This is a genomic window from Veillonella sp. CHU732 (assembly GCF_003992085.1).
Taxonomy (GTDB): Bacteria; Bacillota; Negativicutes; order Veillonellales; family Veillonellaceae; genus F0422.
Window position 1 is genome coordinate 57,689 of the sequence record NZ_RQVC01000002.1, and the last position, 25,978, is coordinate 83,666.

Annotated in this window: 27 protein-coding genes and 6 pseudogenes; 29 read left to right on the forward strand and 4 right to left on the reverse strand. The window is 38.0% G+C overall.

The genetic code is table 11. The annotated features are described in order from the left end of the window. Position 1: 1 nt before the first annotated feature. The 13 genes and pseudogenes from EO121_RS01145 (at position 2) to erm(B) (EO121_RS01205) (ending at position 6,819) form a co-directional block, all read left to right on the forward strand. A complete protein-coding gene (locus tag EO121_RS01145) occupies positions 2-154 on the forward strand; it encodes a hypothetical protein (RefSeq protein WP_000879507.1) in 153 nt (50 codons plus the stop codon). A 22-nt stretch (positions 155-176) separates the two neighbouring features. After that, a pseudogene (gene mobT, locus EO121_RS01150) lies at positions 177-1,379 on the forward strand (MobT family relaxase); the annotation flags it as partial. After that, entirely contained in the window at positions 1,362-1,625 is a 264-nt protein-coding gene (locus EO121_RS08830) for a peptide-binding protein (protein WP_223716794.1), read from the forward strand. The pseudogene mobT and the gene EO121_RS08830, both read left to right, overlap by 18 nt. A 20-nt stretch (positions 1,626-1,645) precedes the next feature. Next, on the forward strand, positions 1,646-1,729 hold the full coding sequence (locus EO121_RS01155; protein ID WP_001814874.1) for a 23S rRNA methyltransferase attenuation leader peptide: 84 nt from the start codon (positions 1,646-1,648) through the stop codon (positions 1,727-1,729). A 124-nt stretch (positions 1,730-1,853) separates the two neighbouring features. After that, positions 1,854-2,639: a 23S rRNA (adenine(2058)-N(6))-methyltransferase Erm(B) gene (gene erm(B) / locus EO121_RS01160; RefSeq protein ID WP_127165458.1), complete on the forward strand. Its 786-nt coding sequence runs from the start codon at positions 1,854-1,856 to the stop codon at positions 2,637-2,639. Then, a pseudogene (locus EO121_RS01165) lies at positions 2,579-2,980 on the forward strand (aminoglycoside 6-adenylyltransferase); the annotation flags it as partial. The gene erm(B) (EO121_RS01160) and the pseudogene EO121_RS01165, both read left to right, overlap by 61 nt. Further along, positions 2,977-3,519: a streptothricin N-acetyltransferase Sat4 gene (gene sat4 / locus EO121_RS01170; protein WP_000627290.1), complete on the forward strand. Its 543-nt coding sequence runs from the start codon at positions 2,977-2,979 to the stop codon at positions 3,517-3,519. The pseudogene EO121_RS01165 and the gene sat4, both read left to right, overlap by 4 nt. Positions 3,520-3,611: 92 nt before the next feature. After that, positions 3,612-4,406: an aminoglycoside O-phosphotransferase APH(3')-IIIa gene (aph(3')-IIIa, locus tag EO121_RS01175; protein ID WP_001096887.1), complete on the forward strand. Its 795-nt coding sequence runs from the start codon at positions 3,612-3,614 to the stop codon at positions 4,404-4,406. A gap of 483 nt (positions 4,407-4,889) precedes the next feature. Further along, a pseudogene (locus EO121_RS08835) lies at positions 4,890-5,383 on the forward strand (helix-turn-helix transcriptional regulator); the annotation flags it as partial. Further along, positions 5,373-5,450 (forward strand): annotated as a pseudogene (locus tag EO121_RS08840) (topoisomerase); the annotation flags it as partial. The pseudogenes EO121_RS08835 and EO121_RS08840, both read left to right, overlap by 11 nt. Before the next feature lie 133 nt (positions 5,451-5,583). Further along, positions 5,584-5,825 (forward strand): annotated as a pseudogene (locus EO121_RS08820) (peptide-binding protein). Positions 5,826-5,873: 48 nt separating this feature from the next. After that, positions 5,874-5,957: a 23S rRNA methyltransferase attenuation leader peptide gene (locus EO121_RS01200; protein WP_001814874.1), complete on the forward strand. Its 84-nt coding sequence runs from the start codon at positions 5,874-5,876 to the stop codon at positions 5,955-5,957. A 124-nt stretch (positions 5,958-6,081) separates the two neighbouring features. Continuing rightward, on the forward strand, positions 6,082-6,819 hold the full coding sequence (gene erm(B) / locus EO121_RS01205) for a 23S rRNA (adenine(2058)-N(6))-methyltransferase Erm(B) (RefSeq protein ID WP_001038795.1): 738 nt from the start codon (positions 6,082-6,084) through the stop codon (positions 6,817-6,819). Positions 6,820-7,075: 256 nt separating this feature from the next. Here the strand turns inward: erm(B) (EO121_RS01205) and EO121_RS01215 are convergent, their stop codons facing one another. Continuing rightward, entirely contained in the window at positions 7,076-8,323 is a 1,248-nt protein-coding gene (locus EO121_RS01215; protein WP_000019067.1) for an ISL3 family transposase, read from the reverse strand. Between the two features lie 179 nt (positions 8,324-8,502). Here EO121_RS01215 and EO121_RS01220 point away from each other — a divergent pair, with 179 nt between their 5' ends. The 10 genes and pseudogenes from EO121_RS01220 to EO121_RS01265 all read left to right on the forward strand — a co-directional run bounded on the left by EO121_RS01220 (position 8,503) and on the right by EO121_RS01265 (position 18,938). Next, positions 8,503-8,724, forward strand: a complete 222-nt coding sequence (locus EO121_RS01220) for a hypothetical protein (RefSeq protein ID WP_001009056.1) — start codon at positions 8,503-8,505, stop codon at positions 8,722-8,724. Between the two features lie 116 nt (positions 8,725-8,840). Further along, complete coding sequence (locus EO121_RS01225; protein ID WP_000342539.1) at positions 8,841-9,338, forward strand: antirestriction protein ArdA; 498 nt, start codon at positions 8,841-8,843, stop codon at positions 9,336-9,338. Positions 9,339-9,426: 88 nt separating this feature from the next. Next, positions 9,427-9,819, forward strand: coding sequence for a conjugal transfer protein (locus EO121_RS01230; protein ID WP_000723888.1), 393 nt, complete (start codon positions 9,427-9,429; stop codon positions 9,817-9,819). Then, positions 9,803-12,250: an ATP-binding protein gene (locus EO121_RS01235; RefSeq protein ID WP_000331160.1), complete on the forward strand. Its 2,448-nt coding sequence runs from the start codon at positions 9,803-9,805 to the stop codon at positions 12,248-12,250. The genes EO121_RS01230 and EO121_RS01235 overlap by 17 nt, the downstream gene beginning before the upstream one ends. Positions 12,251-12,252: 2 nt before the next feature. Further along, positions 12,253-14,430: a CD3337/EF1877 family mobilome membrane protein gene (locus tag EO121_RS01240; RefSeq protein ID WP_000804748.1), complete on the forward strand. Its 2,178-nt coding sequence runs from the start codon at positions 12,253-12,255 to the stop codon at positions 14,428-14,430. Continuing rightward, positions 14,427-15,428: a lysozyme family protein gene (locus EO121_RS01245; RefSeq protein WP_000769862.1), complete on the forward strand. Its 1,002-nt coding sequence runs from the start codon at positions 14,427-14,429 to the stop codon at positions 15,426-15,428. The genes EO121_RS01240 and EO121_RS01245 overlap by 4 nt, the downstream gene beginning before the upstream one ends. Further along, positions 15,425-16,357 carry a conjugal transfer protein gene (locus EO121_RS01250; RefSeq protein WP_001224318.1) on the forward strand — a complete coding sequence of 311 codons (933 nt, stop codon included), beginning with the start codon at positions 15,425-15,427 and terminating at the stop codon, positions 16,355-16,357. The genes EO121_RS01245 and EO121_RS01250 overlap by 4 nt, the downstream gene beginning before the upstream one ends. A gap of 244 nt (positions 16,358-16,601) precedes the next feature. After that, positions 16,602-16,718 (forward strand): tetracycline resistance determinant leader peptide, encoded by a 117-nt coding sequence (locus tag EO121_RS01255; RefSeq protein ID WP_001814923.1) that lies wholly within the window; start codon positions 16,602-16,604, stop codon positions 16,716-16,718. Between the two features lie 15 nt (positions 16,719-16,733). Beyond that, positions 16,734-18,653: a tetracycline resistance ribosomal protection protein Tet(M) gene (gene tet(M) / locus EO121_RS01260; protein WP_127165460.1), complete on the forward strand. Its 1,920-nt coding sequence runs from the start codon at positions 16,734-16,736 to the stop codon at positions 18,651-18,653. Between the two features lie 118 nt (positions 18,654-18,771). After that, positions 18,772-18,938: pseudogene (locus tag EO121_RS01265) on the forward strand (cysteine-rich KTR domain-containing protein). 59 nt (positions 18,939-18,997) lie between these two features. Here the strand turns inward: EO121_RS01265 and EO121_RS01270 are convergent. Continuing rightward, on the reverse strand, positions 18,998-19,351 hold the full coding sequence (locus tag EO121_RS01270; protein ID WP_001227347.1) for a helix-turn-helix transcriptional regulator: 354 nt from the start codon (positions 19,349-19,351) through the stop codon (positions 18,998-19,000). Positions 19,352-19,855: 504 nt separating this feature from the next. On the opposite strand from EO121_RS01270, the gene EO121_RS01280 reads away from it, so the two are divergent. Both EO121_RS01280 and EO121_RS01285 read left to right on the forward strand, forming a co-directional pair. After that, positions 19,856-20,278, forward strand: coding sequence for a sigma-70 family RNA polymerase sigma factor (locus EO121_RS01280; protein ID WP_127165462.1), 423 nt, complete (start codon positions 19,856-19,858; stop codon positions 20,276-20,278). Then, positions 20,275-20,505, forward strand: coding sequence for a helix-turn-helix domain-containing protein (locus EO121_RS01285; RefSeq protein WP_000857133.1), 231 nt, complete (start codon positions 20,275-20,277; stop codon positions 20,503-20,505). Before EO121_RS01280 ends, EO121_RS01285 begins: the two co-directional genes overlap by 4 nt. 225 nt (positions 20,506-20,730) lie before the next feature. Here the strand turns inward: EO121_RS01285 and EO121_RS08730 are convergent, their stop codons facing one another. Next, complete coding sequence (locus EO121_RS08730) at positions 20,731-20,982, reverse strand: hypothetical protein (RefSeq protein WP_001845478.1); 252 nt, start codon at positions 20,980-20,982, stop codon at positions 20,731-20,733. Here EO121_RS08730 and EO121_RS01295 point away from each other — a divergent pair. Together EO121_RS01295 and EO121_RS01300 are read left to right on the forward strand one after the other, a co-directional pair. Further along, entirely contained in the window at positions 20,966-21,169 is a 204-nt protein-coding gene (locus tag EO121_RS01295; RefSeq protein ID WP_000814511.1) for an excisionase, read from the forward strand. The two genes, EO121_RS08730 and EO121_RS01295, sit on opposite strands and share 17 nt — an antisense overlap. An 81-nt stretch (positions 21,170-21,250) precedes the next feature. Next, positions 21,251-22,468 (forward strand): tyrosine-type recombinase/integrase, encoded by a 1,218-nt coding sequence (locus tag EO121_RS01300; protein WP_001291561.1) that lies wholly within the window; start codon positions 21,251-21,253, stop codon positions 22,466-22,468. 241 nt (positions 22,469-22,709) lie between these two features. Here EO121_RS01300 and EO121_RS01305 read toward each other — a convergent pair whose 3' ends face one another. Further along, complete coding sequence (locus tag EO121_RS01305) at positions 22,710-24,536, reverse strand: phosphoethanolamine transferase (protein ID WP_126938804.1); 1,827 nt, start codon at positions 24,534-24,536, stop codon at positions 22,710-22,712. 176 nt (positions 24,537-24,712) lie between these two features. Between EO121_RS01305 and EO121_RS01310 the strand changes: the two genes are divergently transcribed. Both EO121_RS01310 and scpB read left to right on the forward strand, forming a co-directional pair. Beyond that, a complete protein-coding gene (locus EO121_RS01310) occupies positions 24,713-25,444 on the forward strand; it encodes a ScpA family protein (protein WP_009353860.1) in 732 nt (243 codons plus the stop codon). Further along, the gene (gene scpB, locus EO121_RS01315) at positions 25,441-25,977 is read left to right on the forward strand and encodes an SMC-Scp complex subunit ScpB (RefSeq protein ID WP_009353824.1); all 537 of its coding nucleotides are present in this window, start codon (positions 25,441-25,443) and stop codon (positions 25,975-25,977) included. The genes EO121_RS01310 and scpB overlap by 4 nt, the downstream gene beginning before the upstream one ends. The last annotated feature ends 1 nt before the right edge of the window (position 25,978 follow it).

Here is a 25,978-nt window from a genome sequence, read left to right on the forward strand (position 1 = left end):
CTTGCTGGCTGGTGTGGCAATAGCCACGCCAGCACTTAACCCCCCGTATCTAACAGGGGGGTACAAATCGACAGGAAACAGTCAAAAAAACATTAGAAAATCCTTTGGTTACAAGGGATTTACAAAATTTCAGCGTATGTCAAATGGGCTTTAAAAGTTGACATACGCCTTTTTGATTGGAGGGATTTTTACTGAATGAACAAACTTGGTTACAGCATTTAAAAGAAAAACGCTTGGCTTATGGACTATCTCAAAACCGTTTAGCTGTTGCGACTGGTATTACAAGGCAGTATCTAAGCGATATTGAAACAGGAAAAGTCAAGCCATCAGAGGATTTACAGCAGTCCCTTTGGGAAGCTCTGGAACGCTTCAATCCCGACGCTCCCCTTGAAATGCTGTTTGATTATGTAAGGATTCGCTTTCCGACAACAGACGTACAGCAGGTGGTCGAAAACATCTTACAACTGAAACTGTCCTATTTTCTTCATGAGGACTATGGTTTCTATTCTTATTCAGAGCATTATGCTTTAGGCGACATATTCGTCCTTTGCTCCCATGAACTGGACAAAGGAGTTCTGGTGGAATTGAAAGGTCGTGGGTGCAGACAATTTGAAAGCTATCTTCTGGCACAACAAAGAAGCTGGTATGAGTTCTTTATGGACGTTTTGGTGGCTGGCGGTGTGATGAAACGCCTTGACCTTGCCATTAACGATAAGACAGGGATTTTGAATATCCCTGTACTCACTGAAAAGTGCCAACAGGAAGAATGTATCTCCGTCTTCCGCAGTTTTAAAAGCTATCGCAGTGGCGAACTGGTACGCAAAGAGGAAAAGGAATGTATGGGAAACACCCTCTATATCGGTTCATTACAAAGTGAAGTTTATTTCTGTATCTATGAAAAGGACTACGAGCAGTACAAGAAAAATGATATTCCCATTGAAGACGCAGAAGTAAAAAACCGTTTTGAGATTCGATTGAAAAATGAGCGTGCCTATTATGCAGTCCGTGATTTACTCGTCTATGACAATCCAGAGCATACCGCCTTTAAAATTATCAATCGGTATATCCGTTTTGTAGATAAAGACGATTCCAAACCTCGTTCTGATTGGAAACTGAATGAAGAATGGGCTTGGTTTATTGGGAACAATCGTGAACGATTAAAACTAACCACAAAACCAGAGCCTTACTCCTTCCAAAGGACGCTGAACTGGCTATCTCATCAAGTTGCCCCGACCTTAAAGGTTGCGATTAAACTTGATGAAATCAACCAGACGCAGGTTGTAAAAGACATTCTCGACCATGCGAAACTGACAGACCGACACAAGCAGATTTTGAAGCAACAGTCAGTAAAAGAACAGGACGTGATAACAACAAAAAAAGGATATCTGTCAACCATACCAGTTGACAGATATCCAAAAAAAGATATAATGGGAGATAAGACGGTTCGTGTTCGTGCTGACTTGCACCATATCATAAAAATCGAAACAGCAAAGAATGGCGGAAACGTAAAAGAAGTTATGGAAATAAGACTTAGAAGCAAACTTAAGAGTGTGTTGATAGTGCAGTATCTTAAAATTTTGTGTATAATAGGAATTGAAGTTAAATTAGATGCTAAAAATTTGTAATTAAGAAGGAGGGATTCGTCATGTTGGTATTCCAAATGCGTAATGTAGATAAAACATCTACTGTTTTGAAACAGACTAAAAACAGTGATTACGCAGATAAATAAATACGTTAGATTAATTCCTACCAGTGACTAATCTTATGACTTTTTAAACAGATAACTAAAATTACAAACAAATCGTTTAACTTCTGTATTTATTTACAGATGTAATCACTTCAGGAGTGATTACATGAACAAAAATATAAAATATTCTCAAAACTTTTTAACGAGTGAAAAAGTACTCAACCAAATAATAAAACAATTGAATTTAAAAGAAACCGATACCGTTTACGAAATTGGAACAGGTAAAGGGCATTTAACGACGAAACTGGCTAAAATAAGTAAACAGGTAACGTCTATTGAATTAGACAGTCATCTATTCAACTTATCGTCAGAAAAATTAAAACTGAATACTCGTGTCACTTTAATTCACCAAGATATTCTACAGTTTCAATTCCCTAACAAACAGAGGTATAAAATTGTTGGGAGTATTCCTTACCATTTAAGCACACAAATTATTAAAAAAGTGGTTTTTGAAAGCCGTGCGTCTGACATCTATCTGATTGTTGAAGAAGGATTCTACAAGCGTACCTTGGATATTCACCGAACACTAGGGTTGCTCTTGCACACTCAAGTCTCGATTCAGCAATTGCTTAAGCTGCCAGCTGAATGCTTTCATCCTAAACCAAAAGTAAACAGTGCCTTAATAAAACTTACCCGCCATACCACAGATGTTCCAGATAAATATTGGAAACTATATACGTACTTTGTTTCAAAATGGGTCAATCGAGAATATCGTCAACTGTTTACTAAAAATCAGTTTCATCAAGCAATGAAATACGCCAAAGTAAACGATTTAAGTACCGTTACTTATGAGCAAGTATTGTCTATTTTTAATAGTTATCTATTATTTAACGGGAGGAAATTTTATTTGCTATTGATCATTTTAATCAGATTGTTCGCCATGAGCTGCTGAGAATGATATCATGGAAGGTCGGCATCGAAACAGGCTTTAAATTAAGTGTAGGCAAGAACTATAAGTTTATTGAAAGGTATATATCCGAGGATTTGTGGGAGAAACTTTTGTCCACCTACCGGATGGATTCCTATGAAAACATATGGGAAGCATTATTTCTATGCCATCAATTGTTCAGGGCGGTATCCGGTGAGGTGGCGGAAAGGCTTCATTATGCCTATCCGGAGTATGATAGGAATATAACAAAATATACCAGGGACATGTATAAAAAATACACTGGTAAAACCGGCTGCCTGGATAGCACATATGCCGCTGATATAGAAGAGAGGCGGGAACAGTGATTACAGAAATGAAAGCAGGGCACCTGAAAGATATCGATAAACCCAGCGAACCATTTGAGGTGATAGGTAAGATTATACCGAGGTATGAAAACGAGAATTGGACCTTTACAGAATTACTCTATGAAGCGCCATATTTAAAAAGCTACCAAGACGAAGAGGATGAAGAGGATGAGGAGGCAGATTGCCTTGAATATATTGACAATACTGATAAGATAATATATCTTTACTACCAAGACGATAAATGCGTCGGAAAAGTTAAACTGCGAAAAAATTGGAACCGGTACGCTTATATAGAAGATATCGCCGTATGTAAGGATTTCAGGGGGCAAGGCATAGGCAGCGCGCTTATCAATATATCTATAGAATGGGCAAAGCATAAAAACTTGCATGGACTAATGCTTGAAACCCAGGACAATAACCTTATAGCTTGTAAATTCTATCATAATTGTGGTTTCAAAATCGGCTCCGTCGATACTATGTTATACGCCAACTTTGAAAACAACTTTGAAAAAGCTGTTTTCTGGTATTTAAGGTTTTAGAATGCAAGGAACAGTGAATTGGAGTTCGTCTTGTTATAATTAGCTTCTTGGGGTATCTTTAAATACTGTAGAAAAGAGGAAGGAAATAATAAATGGCTAAAATGAGAATATCACCGGAATTGAAAAAACTGATCGAAAAATACCGCTGCGTAAAAGATACGGAAGGAATGTCTCCTGCTAAGGTATATAAGCTGGTGGGAGAAAATGAAAACCTATATTTAAAAATGACGGACAGCCGGTATAAAGGGACCACCTATGATGTGGAACGGGAAAAGGACATGATGCTATGGCTGGAAGGAAAGCTGCCTGTTCCAAAGGTCCTGCACTTTGAACGGCATGATGGCTGGAGCAATCTGCTCATGAGTGAGGCCGATGGCGTCCTTTGCTCGGAAGAGTATGAAGATGAACAAAGCCCTGAAAAGATTATCGAGCTGTATGCGGAGTGCATCAGGCTCTTTCACTCCATCGACATATCGGATTGTCCCTATACGAATAGCTTAGACAGCCGCTTAGCCGAATTGGATTACTTACTGAATAACGATCTGGCCGATGTGGATTGCGAAAACTGGGAAGAAGACACTCCATTTAAAGATCCGCGCGAGCTGTATGATTTTTTAAAGACGGAAAAGCCCGAAGAGGAACTTGTCTTTTCCCACGGCGACCTGGGAGACAGCAACATCTTTGTGAAAGATGGCAAAGTAAGTGGCTTTATTGATCTTGGGAGAAGCGGCAGGGCGGACAAGTGGTATGACATTGCCTTCTGCGTCCGGTCGATCAGGGAGGATATCGGGGAAGAACAGTATGTCGAGCTATTTTTTGACTTACTGGGGATCAAGCCTGATTGGGAGAAAATAAAATATTATATTTTACTGGATGAATTGTTTTAGTACCTAGATTTAGATGTCTAAAAAGCTTTAACTACAAGCTTTTTAGACATCTAATCTTTTCTGAAGTACATCCGCAACTGTCCATACTCTGATGTTTTATATCTTTTCTAAAAGTTCGCTAGATAGAGTTCTATATTAGAGATGTAAAGAGTTTTGGTGAAGAGGTTTGTGAGTATGGCTTTTATAACCAGGGTGCAATGAAAAGCACTAACAGCAGCTAGCTTAAGAACGCATAGGATATACTTTTTATGGAAGTCACAGAGGAGGAATAAAATTTGAACAGGATTAACAGAGTAACCTCTATTCTTATTCAGCTGCAATCAAAAAAAAATAATTCCTGCCAAAGAAATTGCACAGCGATTTAATATAAGCTTAAGGACAGTTTACAGAGATATCCGGACACTTGAAGAAGCCGGAATACCAATTGGATCTGAGGCCGGAAAAGGATATTTTCTTGTAGAGGGCTTCCTACTTCCGCCGGTAATGTTTACAGCGGCGGAAGTGGGTGCATTGATTACAGCAGGGAAATTTTTAAATTGCCATGGAGATGAATCATTTATAAAGGATTTTGATTCAGCTATGTATAAAATCAAATCTATTTTGAAGCATGGTGAAAAAAACTATGCACAGGAGTTGGAGAACAGTATTAACGTGTACAGCACATCTGGACAGAAAAATACATTGGCGGATAACGTTATTGCAGCAATTCAGACTGCAATCTGCAATAAAAGGGTAATATCAATTCAATATCCTGCATCAGGAGGGCAAGAACCGGAAAGCAGAATGATAGAGCCTATATCACTGGGGTTTTATGAACAGAACTGGTACTTAATCGGTTTTGCAGGCTAAGAAATGAATATAGGAATTTTCGTGTGGATCGGATTAAAAGCATTTGCATAGAAGAAGAGCTCTGTCAAAGCCATGATGGCTCTTTGGAACAAATATTAAAACAAATGCTTTCATATAAAAAACTATATGCCCTACAATGCCGTTGTAAAAATTGGGGAAAAGGGATATATTGATTTTATATCTTTCTCAAAATAAATATAAAAGCCCTTTAAAGAGGGCTTTTATATATTAATCACAAATCACTTATCACAAATCACTTATCACAAATCACAAGTGATTTGTGATTGTTGATGATAAAATAAGAATAAGAAGAAATAGAAAGAAGTGAGTGATTGTGGGAAATTTAGGCGCACAAAAAGAAAAACGAAATGATACACCAATCAGTGCAAAAAAAGATATAATGGGAGATAAGACGGTTCGTGTTCGTGCTGACTTGCACCATATCATAAAAATCGAAACAGCAAAGAATGGCGGAAACGTAAAAGAAGTTATGGAAATAAGACTTAGAAGCAAACTTAAGAGTGTGTTGATAGTGCAGTATCTTAAAATTTTGTGTATAATAGGAATTGAAGTTAAATTAGATGCTAAAAATTTGTAATTAAGAAGGAGGGATTCGTCATGTTGGTATTCCAAATGCGTAATGTAGATAAAACATCTACTGTTTTGAAACAGACTAAAAACAGTGATTACGCAGATAAATAAATACGTTAGATTAATTCCTACCAGTGACTAATCTTATGACTTTTTAAACAGATAACTAAAATTACAAACAAATCGTTTAACTTCTGTATTTATTTACAGATGTAATCACTTCAGGAGTGATTACATGAACAAAAATATAAAATATTCTCAAAACTTTTTAACGAGTGAAAAAGTACTCAACCAAATAATAAAACAATTGAATTTAAAAGAAACCGATACCGTTTACGAAATTGGAACAGGTAAAGGGCATTTAACGACGAAACTGGCTAAAATAAGTAAACAGGTAACGTCTATTGAATTAGACAGTCATCTATTCAACTTATCGTCAGAAAAATTAAAACTGAATACTCGTGTCACTTTAATTCACCAAGATATTCTACAGTTTCAATTCCCTAACAAACAGAGGTATAAAATTGTTGGGAATATTCCTTACCATTTAAGCACACAAATTATTAAAAAAGTGGTTTTTGAAAGCCGTGCGTCTGACATCTATCTGATTGTTGAAGAAGGATTCTACAAGCGTACCTTGGATATTCACCGAACACTAGGGTTGCTCTTGCACACTCAAGTCTCGATTCAGCAATTGCTTAAGCTGCCAGCGGAATGCTTTCATCCTAAACCAAAAGTAAACAGTGTCTTAATAAAACTTACCCGCCATACCACAGATGTTCCAGATAAATATTGGAAGCTATATACGTACTTTGTTTCAAAATGGGTCAATCGAGAATATCGTCAACTGTTTACTAAAAATCAGTTTCATCAAGCAATGAAACACGCCAAAGTAAACAATTTAAGTACCATTACTTATGAGCAAGTATTGTCTATTTTTAATAGTTATCTATTATTTAACGGGAGGAAATAATTCTATGAGTCGCTTTTTTAAATTTGGAAAGTTACACGTTACTAAAGGGAATGGAGATAAATTATTAGATATACTACTGACAGCTTCCAAGAAGCTAAAGAGGTCCCTAGCGCCTACGGGGAATTTGTATCGATAAGGGGTACAAATTCCCACTAAGCGCTCGGGACCCCTTGTAGGAAAATGTCCTAAGTGGGATATCTGTCAACTGGTATGGTTGACTAAAAATACTTCCTACGAAAATGTAGGGGGTATTTTTTTACGAAAAAATACAATCGATTCTTAAAAAGAAAAATTTTTGATTGGCAAAACCATAACAAGTTCGTTTTAGGGTTTTGATTTTGCGATTGATGCCTTCTAAAGGACCATTAGAGTATTCAAATTTAGCGCTATTTAAGACATATTTTCTGTTTTGACGAAGGGTTTGAATAGCAGTATCCATTTCTGTATTGGTTTTTTGGTAGTCTAAGATGGTTGACTCTAGTAATTCACTATTGCGCTCGTTTAGGGCTTTCGTGATATCTTGGTAAGTTTGGTATACTTCAGCGAACTTGGAAAATTTACTAGTAATGAGATCAACAGCATTTTGGCGAGTCATATATTGTTTAACGCCGCGAAGAAAAACTACTTCTTCAGGGTGAAGATCTTCAGCTTTTTTATGGAATAGCTTCCAATGTGACTTCATAATTTTATATTCTTGGCTCTGTTTATCAAGTTGCTTTAGGATAGAGATACGACAATTGTCCAAAGCGCGACCAGCTAATTGTACAAGGTGGAAGCGATCAATAATGATATTGGCATTAGGGAAAAGGCGATAGATAAAACTTTGATATTGAGCATTTAAATCAATTACAACTGATTGAACGCATTCGCGTTCGGCTTTTGAATAACGACTTTCAAAATAATCAACAATGGTAGGTGATAGACGATCCTGTAACTTTGTGACAATTTGGTGGGTTTCAGCGTCACAACAGATAAAGGACATCACAGACTTAATTGAACGAAACTCGTCAAAACATAGATGCTTAGGCAACTTAGCCACACGATAGTGTGGTTCCATGCGCTCTAAGATTGTTCGACGAACACTGCTAGGAGAGCAGTGACACATTTCAGCAATAAGCTGACCAGATAAGCCTTTACGAGCTAAAAGCATGATTTGATTTTTGAGATCACTGGATAAGGTTTGATTTTCTTTGGTTAAATTAGTAATAGCACCAAAAGTAGTATGGCATGATTTACATTTATAGCGTTGTTTACGAAGCTCTAGTTCATATCTTCTCCCATTTAAACTTGCCAGTCGTACATGAGTTTTGCGAAAGCCATCCTTATTAACTGTGGGAAAGCCACAGTTACGACAACGATTAATCGGATAAGAAAGAGTAGCTGTTATTAGCGTTATATACTCTTTAACAGAATCGTTGTTGTGTTCAGCTTCTTCAACAGAAATAATTTTAATATTTTTATCTTTAATTCCAAGAATATTTAGGATAGAATCATTATGGGACATTTGTTTAACCTTCTTTCATGATTTTTGTGGTGAATTGATTGTATAACGAGGGGACAGCAAATGTCCTCTTTTTTGTATAAAAAAATCTGGCATGGAATCTCTATCCATACCAGAAAGTGTATACCCCAAAAAAATAACTCAAATACAAATTCATTGAATATAGAGAGGAGAACATTTTTATGAATTTTGGACAAAACCTTTATAACTGGTTTCTATCAAACGCTCAATCACTGGTGCTTTTAGCAATCGTTGTGATTGGCTTGTATCTTGGCTTCAAGCGTGAGTTTAGCAAACTGATTGGCTTTTTAATTATTGCGATTATTGCGGTTGGCTTAGTCTTCAACGCTGCTGGAGTAAAAGACATTTTACTAGAGCTATTCAATCGCATTATTGGTGCTTAAATAAAACCGTTCTTTTGTGGAATATAAGTGGTTTTCTTATGTTCCGCAAAGGAATGGTACACCAAACGAAGTGCGGTAGGGATTTTTGAATCTCTACAAAGAAAGGACGTGAATATATGGACGATATGCAAGTCTATATTGCGAATTTAGGCAAATACAATGAGGGCGAATTGGTCGGTGCGTGGTTTACCTTTCCCATTGACTTTGAGGAAGTCAAAGAGAAAATCGGCTTGAATGATGAATATGAGGAATACGCCATTCATGACTACGAGTTACCCTTTACGGTTGACGAATACACTTCCATTGGCGAACTCAATCGACTATGGGAAATGGTATCGGAATTACCCGAAGAATTACAATCGGAGCTATCTGCTCTGCTCACTCATTTTTCAAGCATTGAAGAACTAAGCGAACATCAAGAGGATATTATCATTCATTCCGATTGTGATGATATGTATGACGTGGCACGCTACTACATTGAAGAAACGGGTGCTTTAGGCGAAGTACCAGCTAGTCTTCAAAACTATATTGATTATCAAGCCTATGGTCGGGATTTAGACCTTTCAGGAACGTTTATCTCAACCAATCATGGGATTTTTGAAATCGTCTATTAAATCTGTCGGTACATTACTACTGGCAGATTTTCTATTTTACGGGGTGGCTCAATCAGCTACCCCTATTTTTTATGAAAGGATTGATTACATGAAGAAAATACGAAGCTATACCAGTATCTGGTCTGTGGAAAAGGTACTGTATTCTATCAATGATTTTAGACTTCCGTTTCCCATAACCTTTACGCAAATGACATGGTTTGTCGTGTCACTCTTTGCAGTGATGATACTTGGCAACTTGCCCCCTCTTTCCATGATAGAGGGAGCATTTCTCAAATACTTTGGGATTCCTGTGGCTTTCACATGGTTTATGTCTACAAAAACTTTTGATGGTAAAAAGCCTTATGGATTTTTGAAGTCTGTCATTGCTTATGCACTGCGACCAAAGCTGACCTATGCAGGAAAAAAAGTAACGCTTGGCAGAAACCAGCCACAAGAAGCCATTACAGCAGTTAGGAGTGAATTTTATGGCATATCCAATTAAATACATTGAAAACAATCTCGTCTGGAATAAAGACGGGGAATGTTATGCTTACTATGAGCTTGTTCCTTACAATTACTCATTTCTAAGTCCAGAACAGAAAATACAAGTGCATGATTCTTTCAGACAGCTTATCGCACAAAATCGTGATGGCAAAATTCATGCTTTACAAATCAGTACAGAATCCAGCATACGTTCTGCACAAGAGCGTTCCAAAAATGAAGTCACTGGCAAGCTCAAAGCGGTTGCCTATGACAAAATCGACCAACAGACAGACGCTTTAATATCCATGATTGGCGAAAATCAAGTGAACTACCGTTTCTTTATCGGCTTTAAGTTGCTTCTCAACGATCAGGAGTTTTCTATGAAAAGTCTTACCGTTGAAGCAAAAAATGCTTTGTCTGATTTTGTCTATGATGTGAACCATAAGCTGATGGGCGATTTTGTTAGTATGAGTAATGATGAAATCCTGCGTTTTCAGAAGATGGAAAAGCTCTTAGAAAATAAAATCTCTCGTCGTTTCAAAATCCGCAGGTTAGATAAGGACGACTTCGGCTATCTGATTGAACACCTTTACGGACAGACAGGCACTGCCTATGAAGAGTATGAGTACCATCTATCAAAGAAAAAGCTGGATAATGAAACGCTGATTAAATACTATGACTTGATTAAGCCTACTCGCTGTTTGGTGGAAGAAAAACAGCGATATTTGAAAATCCAGCAGGAAGATGAAACCGTCTATGTAGCTTACTTTACCATTAACAGCATTGTCGGAGAACTGGACTTCCCGTCCTCTGAAATCTTCTACTACCAGCAACAGCAATTTACATTCCCGATTGATACGTCAATGAATGTGGAAATTGTAGCGAATCGTAAAGCCCTATCTACTGTCCGCAATAAAAAGAAAGAACTGAAAGACTTGGATAACCACGCTTGGCAAAGTGATAATGAAACCAGCTCCAATGTGGCGGAAGCTCTGGAAAGTGTGAATGAGCTGGAAACCAATTTAGACCAAAGCAAGGAATCTATGTACAAGCTGTCTTATGTGGTAAGGGTATCAGCAAATGATCTTGACGAACTCAAACGTCGTTGTAATGAAGTGAAAGATTTTTATGACGATTTAAGCGTAAAACTGGTACGACCATTTGGGGATATGCTCGGCTTACATGAAGAATTTTTACCTGCCAGCAAGCGTTATATGAATGATTATATTCAATACGTGACCTCTGATTTCCTCGCTGGTTTAGGTTTTGGTGCTACTCAAATGCTGGGGGAAAATGAGGGGATTTATGTTGGCTACAGCTTAGATACTGGACGCAATGTCTATCTGAAACCTGCTCTTGCCAGTCAAGGGGTTAAGGGTTCAGTAACCAATGCGTTAGCGTCGGCTTTTGTTGGTTCGCTGGGTGGTGGTAAATCCTTTGCGAATAACCTTATCGTCTATTATGCGGTGCTTTATGGGGCACAAGCAGTGATTGTAGACCCAAAAGCAGAACGTGGCAGATGGAAAGAAACCTTGCCAGAGATTTCCCATGAAATCAATATCGTCACTCTGACTTCTGATGAGAAAAACAAAGGCTTACTTGACCCTTATGTGATTATGAAAAATCCCAAAGATTCTGAATCACTGGCTATTGATATTCTGACATTCCTTACGGGGATTTCCTCTCGTGATGGGGAACGCTTCCCAATCCTTAGAAAAGCCATTCGTGCAGTAACCAATAGTGAAGTACGAGGGTTGATGAAAGTGATTGAGGAATTACGGGTTGAGAATACGCCACTAAGTACCAGTATAGCCGACCATATCGAAAGTTTTACAGACTATGACTTTGCACATTTATTATTCAGTAATGGTTATGTGGAGCAGTCTATCAGCTTAGAAAAACAACTGAACATTATACAGGTTGCGGACTTGGTACTTCCCGACAAGGAAACTTCCTTTGAGGAATATACCACTATGGAGCTTTTATCCGTTGCTATGCTGATTGTCATTAGTACCTTTGCTTTAGACTTTATCCATACAGACCGAAGCATTTTCAAGATTGTAGATTTAGACGAAGCATGGAGCTTTTTACAGGTAGCACAAGGAAAAACACTATCTATGAAGCTGGTTCGGGCTGGTCGTGCTATGAACGCTGGGGTATATTTCGTGACCCAAAATACAGACGACCTCTTAGATGAAAAACTGAAAAATAACCTCGGCTTAAAATTTGCATTTCGTTCCACTGACCTTAACGAGATTAAAAAGACCTTAGCCTTTTTTGGTGTAGACCCAGAGGACGAAAACAATCAGAAGCGATTGCGTGATTTGGAAAACGGGCAATGCCTTATCAGTGATTTATATGGTCGTGTCGGTGTGATACAGTTCCACCCTGTATTTGAAGAACTGCTCCATGCCTTTGATACCAGACCACCTGTGCGAAAAGAGGTGTAAATGTGAAACCATCAATAGTAAACAGAATAAAATCAAACTGGACGCTGAAACGTCTAGGTAAAGTGGCAATGACAGTGGCTTTCACACTTGTGATTGCCATTTTTCTTTTAGCCATGCTGGGAACGGTGGTTCAAGCTGCGGGCTTGGTAGATGATACGGTCAATGTGGCAAATGAATACAGCCGATACCCACTTGAAAACTATCAACTGGATTTTTATGTGGATAATAGCTGGGGCTGGCTTCCGTGGAACTGGTCGGACGGGATTGGAAAACAGGTCATGTATGGACTATATGCCATTACCAATTTTATTTGGACAATCAGTTTGTATGTTTCCAATGCGACAGGTTACTTAGTACAGGAAGCCTATTCCTTAGACTTCATTTCCGCTACAGCAGATTCCATTGGTAAGAATATGCAGACCTTAGCTGGTGTGAGTGCAAACGGATTTTCAACAGAGGGTTTCTATGTTGGATTCCTCTTACTCTTGATTTTGGTTCTTGGGGTTTATGTTGCCTATACGGGACTGATAAAGAGAGAAACCACAAAGGCAATTCATGCCATTATGAATTTTGTGCTGGTGTTTATCCTATCGGCTTCCTTTATTGCCTACGCTCCCGACTACATTAAAAAAATCAATGACTTTTCATCAGACATCAGTAATGCCAGTTTATCACTTGGCACGAAGATTGTCATGCCCCATTCCGATAGTCAAGGCAAGGACAGCGTGGACTTAATCAGAGATAGCCTGTTTTCCATACAGGTTCAGCAACCGTGGCTACTGCTTCAATACAACAGTTCAGACATTGAAAGTATCGGTATTGACCGTGTGGAAAGCCTGCTCTCCACCAGCCCAGATTCCAACAATGGCGAAGATAGAGAAAAAATTGTTGCGGAAGAAATTGAAGACAGAAGCAATACCAATCTAACCATTACAAAGACCATTAACCGTTTAGGTACAGTCTTCTTCCTATTTGTCTTCAATATTGGGATTTCCATATTTGTATTCCTATTAACAGGAATCATGATTTTCTCGCAGGTACTTTTTATCATCTATGCTATGTTTCTGCCTGTGAGCTTTATTTTAAGCATGATTCCATCATTTGATGGTATGTCAAAACGAGCCATAACAAAGCTCTTTAATACCATTTTGACACGAGCTGGAATCACATTGATTATTACGACAGCATTTAGTATTTCAACCATGCTCTATACCTTATCGGCTGGTTATCCGTTCTTTTTGATTGCTTTTCTACAGATTGTGACCTTTGCAGGAATCTACTTCAAGCTGGGCGATTTAATGAGTATGTTTTCTCTACAGAGTAACGATTCTCAAAGTGTGGGAAGTCGTGTGATGAGAAAACCTCGTATGCTTATGCACGCTCACATGCACCGTCTACAGCGGAAACTTGGACGTTCCATGACTACTCTAGGGGCTGGGTCTGCCATTGTTACAGGTAAAAAAGGACAGTCGGGTTCGGGGAGTTCTGCAAGGACACAAGCAGATCACTCCCGACCAGACGGAAAGGAAAAATCAACACTTGGAAAACGTATCGGTCAAACCATCGGTACAGTAGCTGATACCAAAGACAGAATGGTAGACACTGCTAGTGGTTTGAAAGAACAGGTTAAAGATTTGCCGACCAATGCAAGATATGCAGTATATCAAGGAAAATCCAAAGTAAAAGAGAATGTCCGTGATTTAACCAGTAGTATTTCTCAAACCAAAGCGGACAGAGCCAGTGGACGCAAGGAACAGCAGGAACAAAGGCGAAAAACCATTGCGAAGCGTCGCTCTGAAATGGAACAGGTCAAACAGAAAAAACAGCCTGCTTCTTCTGTTCATGAAAGACCGACTACAAGACAAGAACAATATCATGATGAACAGACCTCAAAACAGTCTAATATTCAGACTTCATATAAGGAATCTCAACAAGCCAAACAAGAGCGTCCAGCAGTTAAGTCCGATTTTTCAAGTCCAAAAGTGGAACGCCAAGGCAATACCGTTCAAGAAAAAACCGTTCAAAAGCCAGCAACTTCAACCACTACAGCAGATAGAACTTCACAACGTCCAATCACAAAAGAACGTCCGTCTACTGTTCAAAGAGTACCACTACAAAATACAAGAAGTAGACCACCAATCAAAACCGCCACCATTAAGAAAGTCGGTAAGAAACCATGAAGTTGAAAACTTTAGTGATTGGTGGTTCGGGATTATTCTTGATGGTCTTCTCACTGCTTCTGTTTGTCGCCATTTTATTTTCAGATGAACAAGATGGCGGTTTTTCCAACATTCACTATGGCGGTGTGGATGTTTCCGCAGAAGTGCTGGCTCATAAGCCTATGGTAGAAAAAGTTGCCAAAGAATATGGAATTGAAGAATACGTCAATATACTTCTTGCGATTATACAGGTGGAATCGGGTGGTACAGCAGAAGATGTTATGCAGTCCTCGGAATCCCTCGGTCTTCCACCTAATTCATTGAGTACAGAAGAATCCATTAAGCAAGGTGTGAAGTATTTCAGTGAATTATTAGCCAGTAGCGAAAGGCTCAGTGTAGATTTAGAATCGGTTATCCAGTCCTACAATTATGGTGGTGGTTTCTTAGGGTATGTGGCTAATCGTGGAAATAAATATACCTTTGAACTGGCTCAAAGTTTCTCAAAAGAGTATTCAGGTGGCGAAAAAGTGTCTTACCCCAATCCCATAGCCATACCTATCAATGGGGGCTGGCGATACAACTATGGCAATATGTTTTATGTGCAACTGGTAACGCAGTATCTTGTCACAACAGAGTTTGATGATGATACGGTACAAGCCATCATGGACGAAGCACTGAAATATGAGGGCTGGCGATACGTTTACGGTGGAGCTTCCCCGACTACTTCTTTTGATTGTAGCGGACTGACACAATGGACGTATGGAAAAGCTGGAATTAACTTACCACGAACCGCACAACAGCAATATGATGTGACCCAGCATATCCCACTATCGGAAGCACAAGCTGGCGATTTGGTTTTCTTTCATTCTACCTATAACGCTGGCTCTTATATTACTCATGTTGGGATATACCTTGGCAATAACCGTATGTTTCATGCAGGCGACCCAATCGGTTATGCCGACTTAACAAGCCCCTACTGGCAACAGCATTTAGTGGGAGCAGGACGAATCAAACAATGAGAAAGGAAGATTTAATGATGAAATTTAGAAAAAATCAGAATAAAGAAAAACAGATACCAAAGGAAAAGAAACCTCGTGTCTATAAGGTCAATCCTCATAAAAAGGTTGTGATTGCCTTGTGGGTACTTTTAGGGCTTAGTTTCAGCTTTGCGATATTCAAGCACTTTACAGCTATAGATACTCATACTATTCACGAAACAACTATCATAGAAAAGGAATACGTTGATACTCATCATGTAGAAAATTTTGTAGAGAACTTTGCGAAAGTCTACTATTCATGGGAGCAATCCGATAAGTCCATTGATAATCGAATGGAAAGTCTAAAAGGCTATCTGACAGATGAACTTCAAGCTCTCAATGTTGATACAGTACGCAAAGATATTCCTGTATCGTCTTCTGTAAGAGGATTTCAGATATGGACGGTAGAGCCAACTGGCGACAATGAGTTTAATGTAACCTACAGTGTAGACCAGCTCATTACAGAGGGAGAAAATACAAAGACCGTCCACTCTGCTTATATAGTGAGTGTCTATGTAGATGGTTCTGGAAATATGGTACTGGTTAAGAATCCGACCATTACCAACATACCTAAGAAATCAAGTTATAAACCAAAAGCCATTGAAAGTGAGGGGACGGTTGATTCCATTACAACCAATGAAATCAATGAGTTTTTAACGACGTTCTTCAAGCTCTATCCTACAGCGACAGCCAGTGAACTTTCCTACTATGTGAATGACGGGATATTAAAACCAATCGGAAAAGAGTACATCTTTCAAGAACTGGTAAATCCTATTCACAATCGTAAGGATAATCAAGTCACGGTATCGCTGACAGTGGAGTATATCGACCAGCAGACCAAAGCAACGCAGGTATCTCAATTTGATTTGGTACTTGAAAAGAACGGGAGTAATTGGAAGATTATAGAATAACAAATATTGGTACATTATTACAGCTATTTTGTAATCACGTACTCTCTTTGATAAAAAATTGGAGATTCCTTTACAAATATGCTCTTACGTGCTATTATTTAAGTATCTATTTAAAAGGAGTTAATAAATATGCGGCAAGGTATTCTTAAATAAACTGTCAATTTGATAGTGGGAACAAATAATTGGATGTCCTTTTTTAGGAGGGCTTAGTTTTTTGTACCCAGTTTAAGAATACCTTTATCATGTGATTCTAAAGTATCCGGAGAATATCTGTATGCTTTGTATGCCTATGGTTATGCATAAAAATCCCAGTGATAAGAGTATTTATCACTGGGATTTTTATGCCCTTTTGGGCTTTTGAATGGAGGAAAATCACATGAAAATTATTAATATTGGAGTTTTAGCTCATGTTGATGCGGGAAAAACTACCTTAACAGAAAGCTTATTATATAACAGTGGAGCGATTACAGAATTAGGAAGCGTGGACAAAGGTACAACGAGGACGGATAATACGCTTTTAGAACGTCAGAGAGGAATTACAATTCAGACAGGAATAACCTCTTTTCAGTGGGAAAATACGAAGGTGAACATCATAGACACGCCAGGACATATGGATTTCTTAGCAGAAGTATATCGTTCATTATCAGTTTTAGATGGGGCAATTCTACTGATTTCTGCAAAAGATGGCGTACAAGCACAAACTCGTATATTATTTCATGCACTTAGGAAAATGGGGATTCCCACAATCTTTTTTATCAATAAGATTGACCAAAATGGAATTGATTTATCAACGGTTTATCAGGATATTAAAGAGAAACTTTCTGCCGAAATTGTAATCAAACAGAAGGTAGAACTGTATCCTAATATGTGTGTGACGAACTTTACCGAATCTGAACAATGGGATACGGTAATAGAGGGAAACGATTACCTTTTAGAGAAATATATGTCCGGTAAATCATTAGAAGCATTGGAACTCGAACAAGAGGAAAGCATAAGATTTCAGAATTGTTCTCTGTTCCCTCTTTATCATGGAAGTGCAAAAAGTAATATAGGGATTGATAACCTTATAGAAGTTATTACTAATAAATTTTATTCATCAACACATCGAGGTCCGTCTGAACTTTGCGGAAATGTTTTCAAAATTGAATATACAAAAAAAAGACAACGTCTTGCATATATACGCCTTTATAGTGGAGTACTACATTTACGAGATTCGGTTAGAGTATCAGAAAAAGAAAAAATAAAAGTTACAGAAATGTATACTTCAATAAATGGTGAATTATGTAAGATTGATAGAGCTTATTCTGGAGAAATTGTTATTTTGCAAAATGAGTTTTTGAAGTTAAATAGTGTTCTTGGAGATACAAAACTATTGCCACAGAGAAAAAAGATTGAAAATCCGCACCCTCTACTACAAACAACTGTTGAACCGAGTAAACCTGAACAGAGAGAAATGTTGCTTGATGCCCTTTTGGAAATCTCAGATAGTGATCCGCTTCTACGATATTACGTGGATTCTACGACACATGAAATTATACTTTCTTTCTTAGGGAAAGTACAAATGGAAGTGATTAGTGCACTGTTGCAAGAAAAGTATCATGTGGAGATAGAACTAAAAGAGCCTACAGTCATTTATATGGAGAGACCGTTAAAAAATGCAGAATATACCATTCACATCGAAGTGCCGCCAAATCCTTTCTGGGCTTCCATTGGTTTATCTGTATCACCGCTTCCGTTGGGAAGTGGAATGCAGTATGAGAGCTCGGTTTCTCTTGGATGCTTAAATCAATCGTTTCAAAATGCAGTTATGGAGGGGATACGCTATGGCTGTGAACAAGGATTGTATGGTTGGAATGTGACGGACTGTAAAATCTGTTTTAAGTATGGCTTATACTATAGCCCTGTTAGTACCCCAGCAGATTTTCGGATGCTTGCTCCTATTGTATTGGAACAAGTCTTAAAAAAAGCTGGAACAGAATTGTTAGAGCCATATCTTAGTTTTAAAATTTATGCGCCACAGGAATATCTTTCACGAGCATACAACGATGCTCCTAAATATTGTGCGAACATCGTAGACACTCAATTGAAAAATAATGAGGTCATTCTTAGTGGAGAAATCCCTGCTCGGTGTATTCAAGAATATCGTAGTGATTTAACTTTCTTTACAAATGGACGTAGTGTTTGTTTAACAGAGTTAAAAGGGTACCATGTTACTACCGGTGAACCTGTTTGCCAGCCCCGTCGTCCAAATAGTCGGATAGATAAAGTACGATATATGTTCAATAAAATAACTTAGTGTATTTTATGTTGTTATATAAATATGGTTTCTTGTTAAATAAGATGAAATATTTTTTAATAAAGATTTGAATTAAAGTGTAAAGGAGGAGATAGTTATTATAAACTACAAGTGGATATTGTGTCCTGTATGTGGAAATAAAACACGATTAAAGATAAGGGAAGATACTGAATTAAAAAATTCCCCCTCTATTGTCCGAAATGCAGACAAGAAAATTTAATTGAAATAAAGCAGTTCAAAGTAACTGTGATTACAGAGCCAGACGCAAAGACGCAGAGCCGATAAAATGAGATTAATACAATCTCATTTTATCGGCTCTTTCCGTTATGTATGGATTCTTTTAATTAGTCTTCGATGTTTCTTGCTTCGTTGATACCGCTGGCTAAAGATTCCATTAAGGATAGTTCTTTGTCTGTAAAGCTATCCATGTATTTCTCTATCTGTAATCGTCGGGTGCTTTTTACCAAGTTATTAGCAGGTAAGAAAAATTCATCAACGGAAACATGAAGTAACGATACAAGGTCATAAAGAACTTGTATGCTGGGGTGTTGCCCTTTATTTTCAATATTAGTTAAGTACCGTGGGTCAATTTCAATCAATGCTCCCACTTGTTCACGAGTTAAACCTCGTTTCAATCGAGCTTCTTTAATGGCTAAACCAAAGGCTCTAAAATCATATTTATCTTCTTTTTTACGCATAGTAGACCACCTCTATACATTTTATTGTTCCTACTGAATTAAAAACAGGTATAGAAAAACGTGTTATATGGTTTATAGGTTTATATTTAATAAAAAGCACTACTAAACGCCAATAAAAAAAACCGTTATATGGTAGTGCTATTTACGCTGTTAAAATATTGTATATTACTTCCAAATGGCGGTTTGTTGGAGGTCAACGTCGCCATGAAGTACATCATATACAATAAATTTCCTTACATTGGGTTCTTGTCAAAAAAAGTCGTCTATCTGCAATAGATAAGTACGTCCACCAATGTGGTTTTATAAATCATATAGATAGAATAACAGAAGCATGTAAACAGAGAAATAAATCTGTTTATATGCTTTTTTGGCTATTCAGAACTTTTTTACAAAGTTTATTTATCAGTAATGCAACAAATCCCCCTTTCACATTGGGACTAAGAGTGAAAGGAGATAAACGAGCAAGGCTCACTTCCTTTCCTAGACAGAAAGGGGGTGAGAAACATGAAACCATCTTCTTTTCAGACCACAATAGAAAATCAGTTTGACTATATCTGTAAACGTGCTATGGAAGACGAGCGAAAGAATTATATGCTTTATCTTTCAAGGATTGCAAAGCGTGAGGTGTCCTTTTCGGATGTTGGCGATTATCTTGTTAGCCAGTTTGCGACAACAGATAACTATTCAACTGACTTTCAGATTTTTACACTCAATGGGTTATCAGTAGGCGTTGAAAATGATTTGTTGAGTGAAGCATTACGTGAGTTGCCAGACAAGAAACGTGAAATTCTACTGCTGTTTTACTTTATGGACATGAGCGATTCAGAAATTGCAGACCTGTTGAAATTGAAACGTTCTACTGTCTATCGGCATAGAACCAGTGGACTAGCCTTAATTAAAAAGTTTATGGAGGAATTTGAAGAATGAAAACACAATATCCTATGATTCCCTTTCCTCTCATTGTAAAGGCAACAGATGGCGATACCGAAGCGATTAACCAGATTCTACATCATTACAGAGGGTACATAACGAAGCGTTCCCTACGACTTATGAAAGATGAATATGGCAATCAAAGTATGGTCGTTGATGAAGTCTTACGTGGAAGAATGGAAACCAGACTGATTACAAAGATTTTGTCATTTGAAATTAAGTAATATCCTCTCTCCTTTCGTGGAAGCGTGCTAAACCATTCCACGCTTCCCGAACAGGGAGGTTTGTTATTCCACCAAAGCATATTGAGCTTTCAATGTGTTTTGATAGGCTAACGAGCCATTGTTCTTTGAAAACTGAATAAAAGTAATCGAATACGTTTCGATAAGAAAAGAGCCAACGGAACTAACCGCCATGACCTATCTTATAAAGATAGCGAGCGATTCATGTTAGTGATCCGAGAAGCAATCTTTAGCAGGATTGCCTGCAACGACATTCTTATCGTGATAATGATACTCCCATACAGTCAATAGTCCGAGCGTGATAAAACCGTCGCAGGCAATGAGTATGGCTACATGAGAACCATGCAGGGGTGGAACTCCCGTGAGCTTTGCTAAAGCTGTTCGATTGCTGGTAAAACAACTTTTATGAAATCCAAATAAGTGATTTGGAAAGGAGGATTTTATGAAGCAGACTGACATTCCTATTTGGGAACGTTATACCCTAACCATTGAAGAAGCGTCAAAATATTTTCGTATTGGCGAAAACAAGCTACGACGCTTGGCAGAGGAAAATAAAAATGCAAATTGGCTGATTATGAATGGCAATCGTATTCAGATTAAACGAAAACAATTTGAAAAAATTATAGATACATTGGACGCAATCTAGCGTCGCCAAAGGGTCTTGTATATGATAAAATAGTATTAAGTCGTATCAAGGCTCTTTCCATAAAGGAAAGGAGCAAATGCCATGTCAGAAAAAAGACGTGACAATAAAGGTCGAATCTTAAAGACTGGAGAGAGCCAACGAAAAGACGGAAGATACTTATACAAATATATAGATTCATTTGGAGAACCGCAATTTGTTTACTCGTGGAAACTTGTGGCTACAGACCGAGTACCAGCAGGAAAGCGTGATTGTATCTCACTTAGAGAGAAAATCGCAGAGTTACAGAAAGACATTCATGATGGTATTGATGTTGTAGGAAAGAAAATGACACTCTGCCAGCTTTACGCAAAACAGAACGCTCAAAGACCAAAGGTTAGAAAAAACACTGAAACTGGACGCAAATATCTTATGGATATTTTGAAGAAAGACAAGTTAGGTGTAAGAAGTATTGACAGTATTAAGCCATCAGACGCTAAAGAATGGGCTATTAGAATGAGTGAAAATGGTTATGCTTATCAAACCATCAATAACTACAAACGTTCTTTAAAGGCTTCATTCTATATTGCTATACAAGATGATTGTGTTCGGAAGAATCCATTTGACTTTCAACTGAAAGCAGTTCTTGATGATGATACTGTCCCTAAGACCGTACTAACAGAAGAACAGGAAGAAAAACTGTTAGCCTTTGCAAAAGCTGATAAAACCTACAGCAAAAATTATGATGAAATTCTGATACTCTTAAAAACAGGTCTTCGTATTTCAGAGTTTGGTGGTTTGACACTTCCAGATTTAGATTTTGAGAATCGTCTTGTCAATATAGACCATCAGCTATTGAGAGATACTGAAATTGGGTACTACATTGAAACACCAAAGACCAAAAGTGGCGAACGTCAAGTTCCTATGGTTGAAGAAGCCTATCAAGCATTTAAGCGAGTGTTAGCGAATCGAAAGAATGATAAGCGTGTTGAGATTGATGGATATAGTGATTTTCTCTTTCTTAATAGAAAGAACTATCCAAAAGTGGCAAGTGATTACAACGGCATGATGAAAGGTCTTGTTAAGAAATACAATAAGTATAACGAGGATAAATTGCCACACATCACTCCACATAGTTTGCGACATACATTCTGTACCAACTATGCAAATGCAGGAATGAATCCAAAGGCATTACAGTACATTATGGGACATGCTAATATAGCCATGACGCTGAACTATTACGCACATGCAACATTCGATTCTGCAATGGCAGAAATGAAACGCTTGAATAAAGAGAAGCAACAGGAGCGTCTTGTTGCTTAGTAGTACAAATGAATTTACTACTTATTTACCACTTCTGACAGCTAAGACATGAGGAAATATGCAAAGAAACGTGAAGTATCTTCCTACAGTAAAAATACTCGAAAGCACATAGAATAAGGCTTTACGAGCATTTAAGAAAATATAAAAAGATAATTAGAAATTTATACTTTGTTTAAATAAAAAATAGATATGAAACAGGCACCAACGCAATAGCTGGTGCCTGTTTTGTGCTTGTAGTAGTTTATTTCGCCTCAGGATCTAAGGACAACGGTTGTGTACCTAACATTGTAGTTAAGTTATTGACATTAAAGCGATAGGCTTTATTGGAGAAATCTCGTGTTACATCATAGTTACCAGATGGAGCATGTATGATGCCTACTAGCATATCATATAATAAGTCATTGGTGAAATATTGTTGTTCATGATTGCTTAGGGTAATTGCTGTTTCTGGATACGCATTACGATATGTAGGAGATAAGTACACCCACATTGGTATCCGTGTCATTCCAAAGTTGAAAATGTCTGGATTGTGAGATGTTTTAATATTTTCTCCGTGGTCAGAGAAATAGACCATGGCTTGTAAGTTTAAGTTATCCTTAGCATAGGTGTAAATTTCTTGTAACAGCCAATCAGTATATAGTTGGCTATTGGCATAGGCTTCAATTCCTTCAGGGTTTGGACCTTGTTTCCATTTGCTGAACTCGTGAGGATATCTATCGTTGTAGTAGATATGACTACCCATAATATGGATGACGATGAAATTATTTTGGTTCTTTGGTACGTCTTTTAAAAGTGGTAACAAAGCGCCATCATATTGATCAGAGAAGGCATAGGATTCATGAGCCCAACGGGGCGTATCACTTGCTTTTGCAATGAGAGAGATAGCTGTATCGTATTCACCATATACACCTTGGTTAGATAACCAAGAGGTGTGATATCCAGCTTTTTTTGCTACATCGATAATGGTTGTGGCATCAAAGAATGGTTTGTCGTCATATTGATTGCGCTCTGTTAAGGCTCTTTCCAAGGTTGGTACAGTCTGCACATAGGAAGAGTAAGCGTGTTTAAAGACATTGAAGTTTGGATTTTGATACAGGGAACCTTGCCATGGAGTATCATCGTAAGGGAAGTCAGGAGTATACATTTTCATGTAATCTCTAGAAGAAGATTCTCCAATGACTAAGATGACAGTACCTGGAGTTTTTTGCGCCGCTGTTTCGGTAGTGCTTAATTGTAAATTGTTAAATACACTAACATGCTTATCATTATAAGATTGCAACTCTTTCATATAGGCTCGAACTTCTAGCCAATTGCTGACAATATCTGTACGAGGGAAAAGGTAATATCCACCATACACGATGAGGGCGATGGATAGAATCCATTTTATATCATCTTGATATCGCTGAAAGAAAGAGGAATAGAACACAGTAGGCTCATCGTTCGTTTGAGCTTTTACATTGGCAAAGTATAAAAGACCAAATATGATAGCGATACCTATGATAGCCCCTCCGATGCCACCTACGCCGATAATATTTTTTACAAATCCTAAGGCTTCCTCGGGGTTGGTTTGATACAATGCCATCATAGTGGCAGGAGTAATACAATGCCAAGTGGATAGATAGTACCCGATTTGACCAACTGGGATGAGGAGCAATACTACGTCAAGGATGCTGTATAGAGCAGACCAAATACGTTTTGCCTTTCCCCATTGTAGTAGCCAATAGTGGGTGACACTAAGACCACAGAATAAGACTAGACCAAATAAAAAATCGTTGGCGAATTCGTAGAAGTAAAAAGGCTTTTCATAGGACCAATGGAATAGGAGCGGGAATGTTAATGCCCAACTGATACCCACGATACCATGACCAATGAGATATCCTTTTGTAAAGGAGCTACGAATGATCAATTGTAAGACTGTTAATCCTACAATGGTAGGAACGAATAAGGTAAGTATATCTTCTATGTCAAACCCTAAAGTAATTGGTTCGTAGATGTAAAATAGTGCCACTGCGATGATAGTGGACACGATGGTATACAGTCCTAGCTGTTTCCATCTTTGACGATGCATAGTGTCGCCTCTCTTTCTGGGTGTAGCAATTTTCGCCCATTTCATTTATAATACTTATTAGATACATACGTTGGTATGTCTATGTATTATTCTAACTGTTTCTAATAGGAAATGCAATTTTTTCATACAAGGTGTGGTGAAAGCCATACCTTTATTTTTGGTAGAAAGGAGTTTTCATGAATACCTACGATTTTAAACTGGATATTTTTGAAGGTCCTTTGGATCTTTTGTTGCATTTGATTGAAAAGAATCAGATTGATATATACGATATTCCCATTGTGCATATCACCTCACAATATATGGATATACTCAAAACTTGGAATCAATTTGATATTGCCTATAGTAGTGAGTTTTTAGTGATGGCAGCTACGTTGTTGCAGATTAAGTCACGCCTTTTATTGCCTAAGATAAATCATAAGGATGAAAGTGATACAGAAGATCCACGAGACGAATTGGTGAATCGATTGGTGGAGTTTAAACGCATCAAAGAATTGACGGAGCTCCTAGAAGAACGTGTATCCGATGGATCCTATGTATTTAATAGACCGGAAGAGCTTAGCCAAGTGGGATTAGATCTTGTTTGTACTGTGGAGTGGGATGCATTAGTGGCATGCTTTCAGAAAGTGCAGGAACGATATGATCGACCTGAGGTAGAAGCTCCCAAAGTTATGATGGAACGTGAAGAATATACATTGGAACAAGGGATTGAAGATGTATTACTAGCGACGAGGAATCAACAAGTGCCCTGTGTAAATTTATTTGCTTCGGTACAGACGAAGGAAGAAAGTGTGGTTACATTTTTGGCGTTATTAGAGTTAATGAAACGTCAACTATTGCGAATTATAGTGGGCAATCACGATATATATAATGTGATTGTAGAAGGTATAGAAGAAGGAGATGCGCTGTGAATAGCATTGAATTTCAGCAGTTAGAGGCTGTATTATTTGCAGCAGCTACCCCTTTAACGATAGATACATTAGCAGATATTTTTGAAGTCTATGCACCAGAAGTTGAAAAAGCTATCAAAGGTTACGAAGAAAGGTTAGTACAGGAACGGCGAGGAATTAGGATTCGTAAAAGTGCATCGGGCATAGAACTAGTGAGCGCCCAAGAATGCAGTGAATTTGTTACTAAAATTCGCCATAGAGATGAAAAGCTATCTGGAGCGGCTATGGAAACGTTGGCTGTAATTGCTTTCAAACAGCCTATCACAAAAGGTGAAGTAGAAGAATTTCGTGGTGTGAACTGTGAAAAAGTATTAAAACAATTATTGGCCCGTGACATGATTGTAGAGTTAGGACGAAAGGAAACTATCGGACGTCCTGTAATTTACGGAACATCGGATAACTTTTTAAGGACTGTAGGTGCCAATTCTATTGAAGAATTGCAACAGTCTATGCCTCTTTCAGCGGGGTTATCCATAGATATAGAAGGAGATTAAT

What these genes read in the sequence shown, in the direction of transcription:
- EO121_RS01155 (WP_001814874.1), top strand. Translation starts at nt 1,646, where the DNA reads ATGTTGGTATTCCAAATGCGTAATGTAGATAAAACATCTACTGTTTTG.
- EO121_RS01200 (WP_001814874.1), top strand. Translation starts at nt 5,874, where the DNA reads ATGTTGGTATTCCAAATGCGTAATGTAGATAAAACATCTACTGTTTTG.
- EO121_RS01215 (WP_000019067.1), bottom strand. Translation starts at nt 8,323, where the DNA reads ATGTCCCATAATGATTCTATCCTAAATATTCTTGGAATTAAAGATAAA.
- EO121_RS01220 (WP_001009056.1), top strand. Translation starts at nt 8,503, where the DNA reads ATGAATTTTGGACAAAACCTTTATAACTGGTTTCTATCAAACGCTCAA.
- EO121_RS01225 (WP_000342539.1), top strand. Translation starts at nt 8,841, where the DNA reads ATGGACGATATGCAAGTCTATATTGCGAATTTAGGCAAATACAATGAG.
- EO121_RS01230 (WP_000723888.1), top strand. Translation starts at nt 9,427, where the DNA reads ATGAAGAAAATACGAAGCTATACCAGTATCTGGTCTGTGGAAAAGGTA.
- EO121_RS01235 (WP_000331160.1), top strand. Translation starts at nt 9,803, where the DNA reads ATGGCATATCCAATTAAATACATTGAAAACAATCTCGTCTGGAATAAA.
- EO121_RS01245 (WP_000769862.1), top strand. Translation starts at nt 14,427, where the DNA reads ATGAAGTTGAAAACTTTAGTGATTGGTGGTTCGGGATTATTCTTGATG.
- EO121_RS01250 (WP_001224318.1), top strand. Translation starts at nt 15,425, where the DNA reads ATGAGAAAGGAAGATTTAATGATGAAATTTAGAAAAAATCAGAATAAA.
- EO121_RS01270 (WP_001227347.1), bottom strand. Translation starts at nt 19,351, where the DNA reads ATGCGTAAAAAAGAAGATAAATATGATTTTAGAGCCTTTGGTTTAGCC.
- EO121_RS01280 (WP_127165462.1), top strand. Translation starts at nt 19,856, where the DNA reads ATGAAACCATCTTCTTTTCAGACCACAATAGAAAATCAGTTTGACTAT.
- EO121_RS01285 (WP_000857133.1), top strand. Translation starts at nt 20,275, where the DNA reads ATGAAAACACAATATCCTATGATTCCCTTTCCTCTCATTGTAAAGGCA.
- EO121_RS01295 (WP_000814511.1), top strand. Translation starts at nt 20,966, where the DNA reads ATGAAGCAGACTGACATTCCTATTTGGGAACGTTATACCCTAACCATT.
- EO121_RS08730 (WP_001845478.1), bottom strand. Translation starts at nt 20,982, where the DNA reads ATGTCAGTCTGCTTCATAAAATCCTCCTTTCCAAATCACTTATTTGGA.
- EO121_RS01300 (WP_001291561.1), top strand. Translation starts at nt 21,251, where the DNA reads ATGTCAGAAAAAAGACGTGACAATAAAGGTCGAATCTTAAAGACTGGA.
- EO121_RS01305 (WP_126938804.1), bottom strand. Translation starts at nt 24,536, where the DNA reads ATGCATCGTCAAAGATGGAAACAGCTAGGACTGTATACCATCGTGTCC.
- EO121_RS01310 (WP_009353860.1), top strand. Translation starts at nt 24,713, where the DNA reads ATGAATACCTACGATTTTAAACTGGATATTTTTGAAGGTCCTTTGGAT.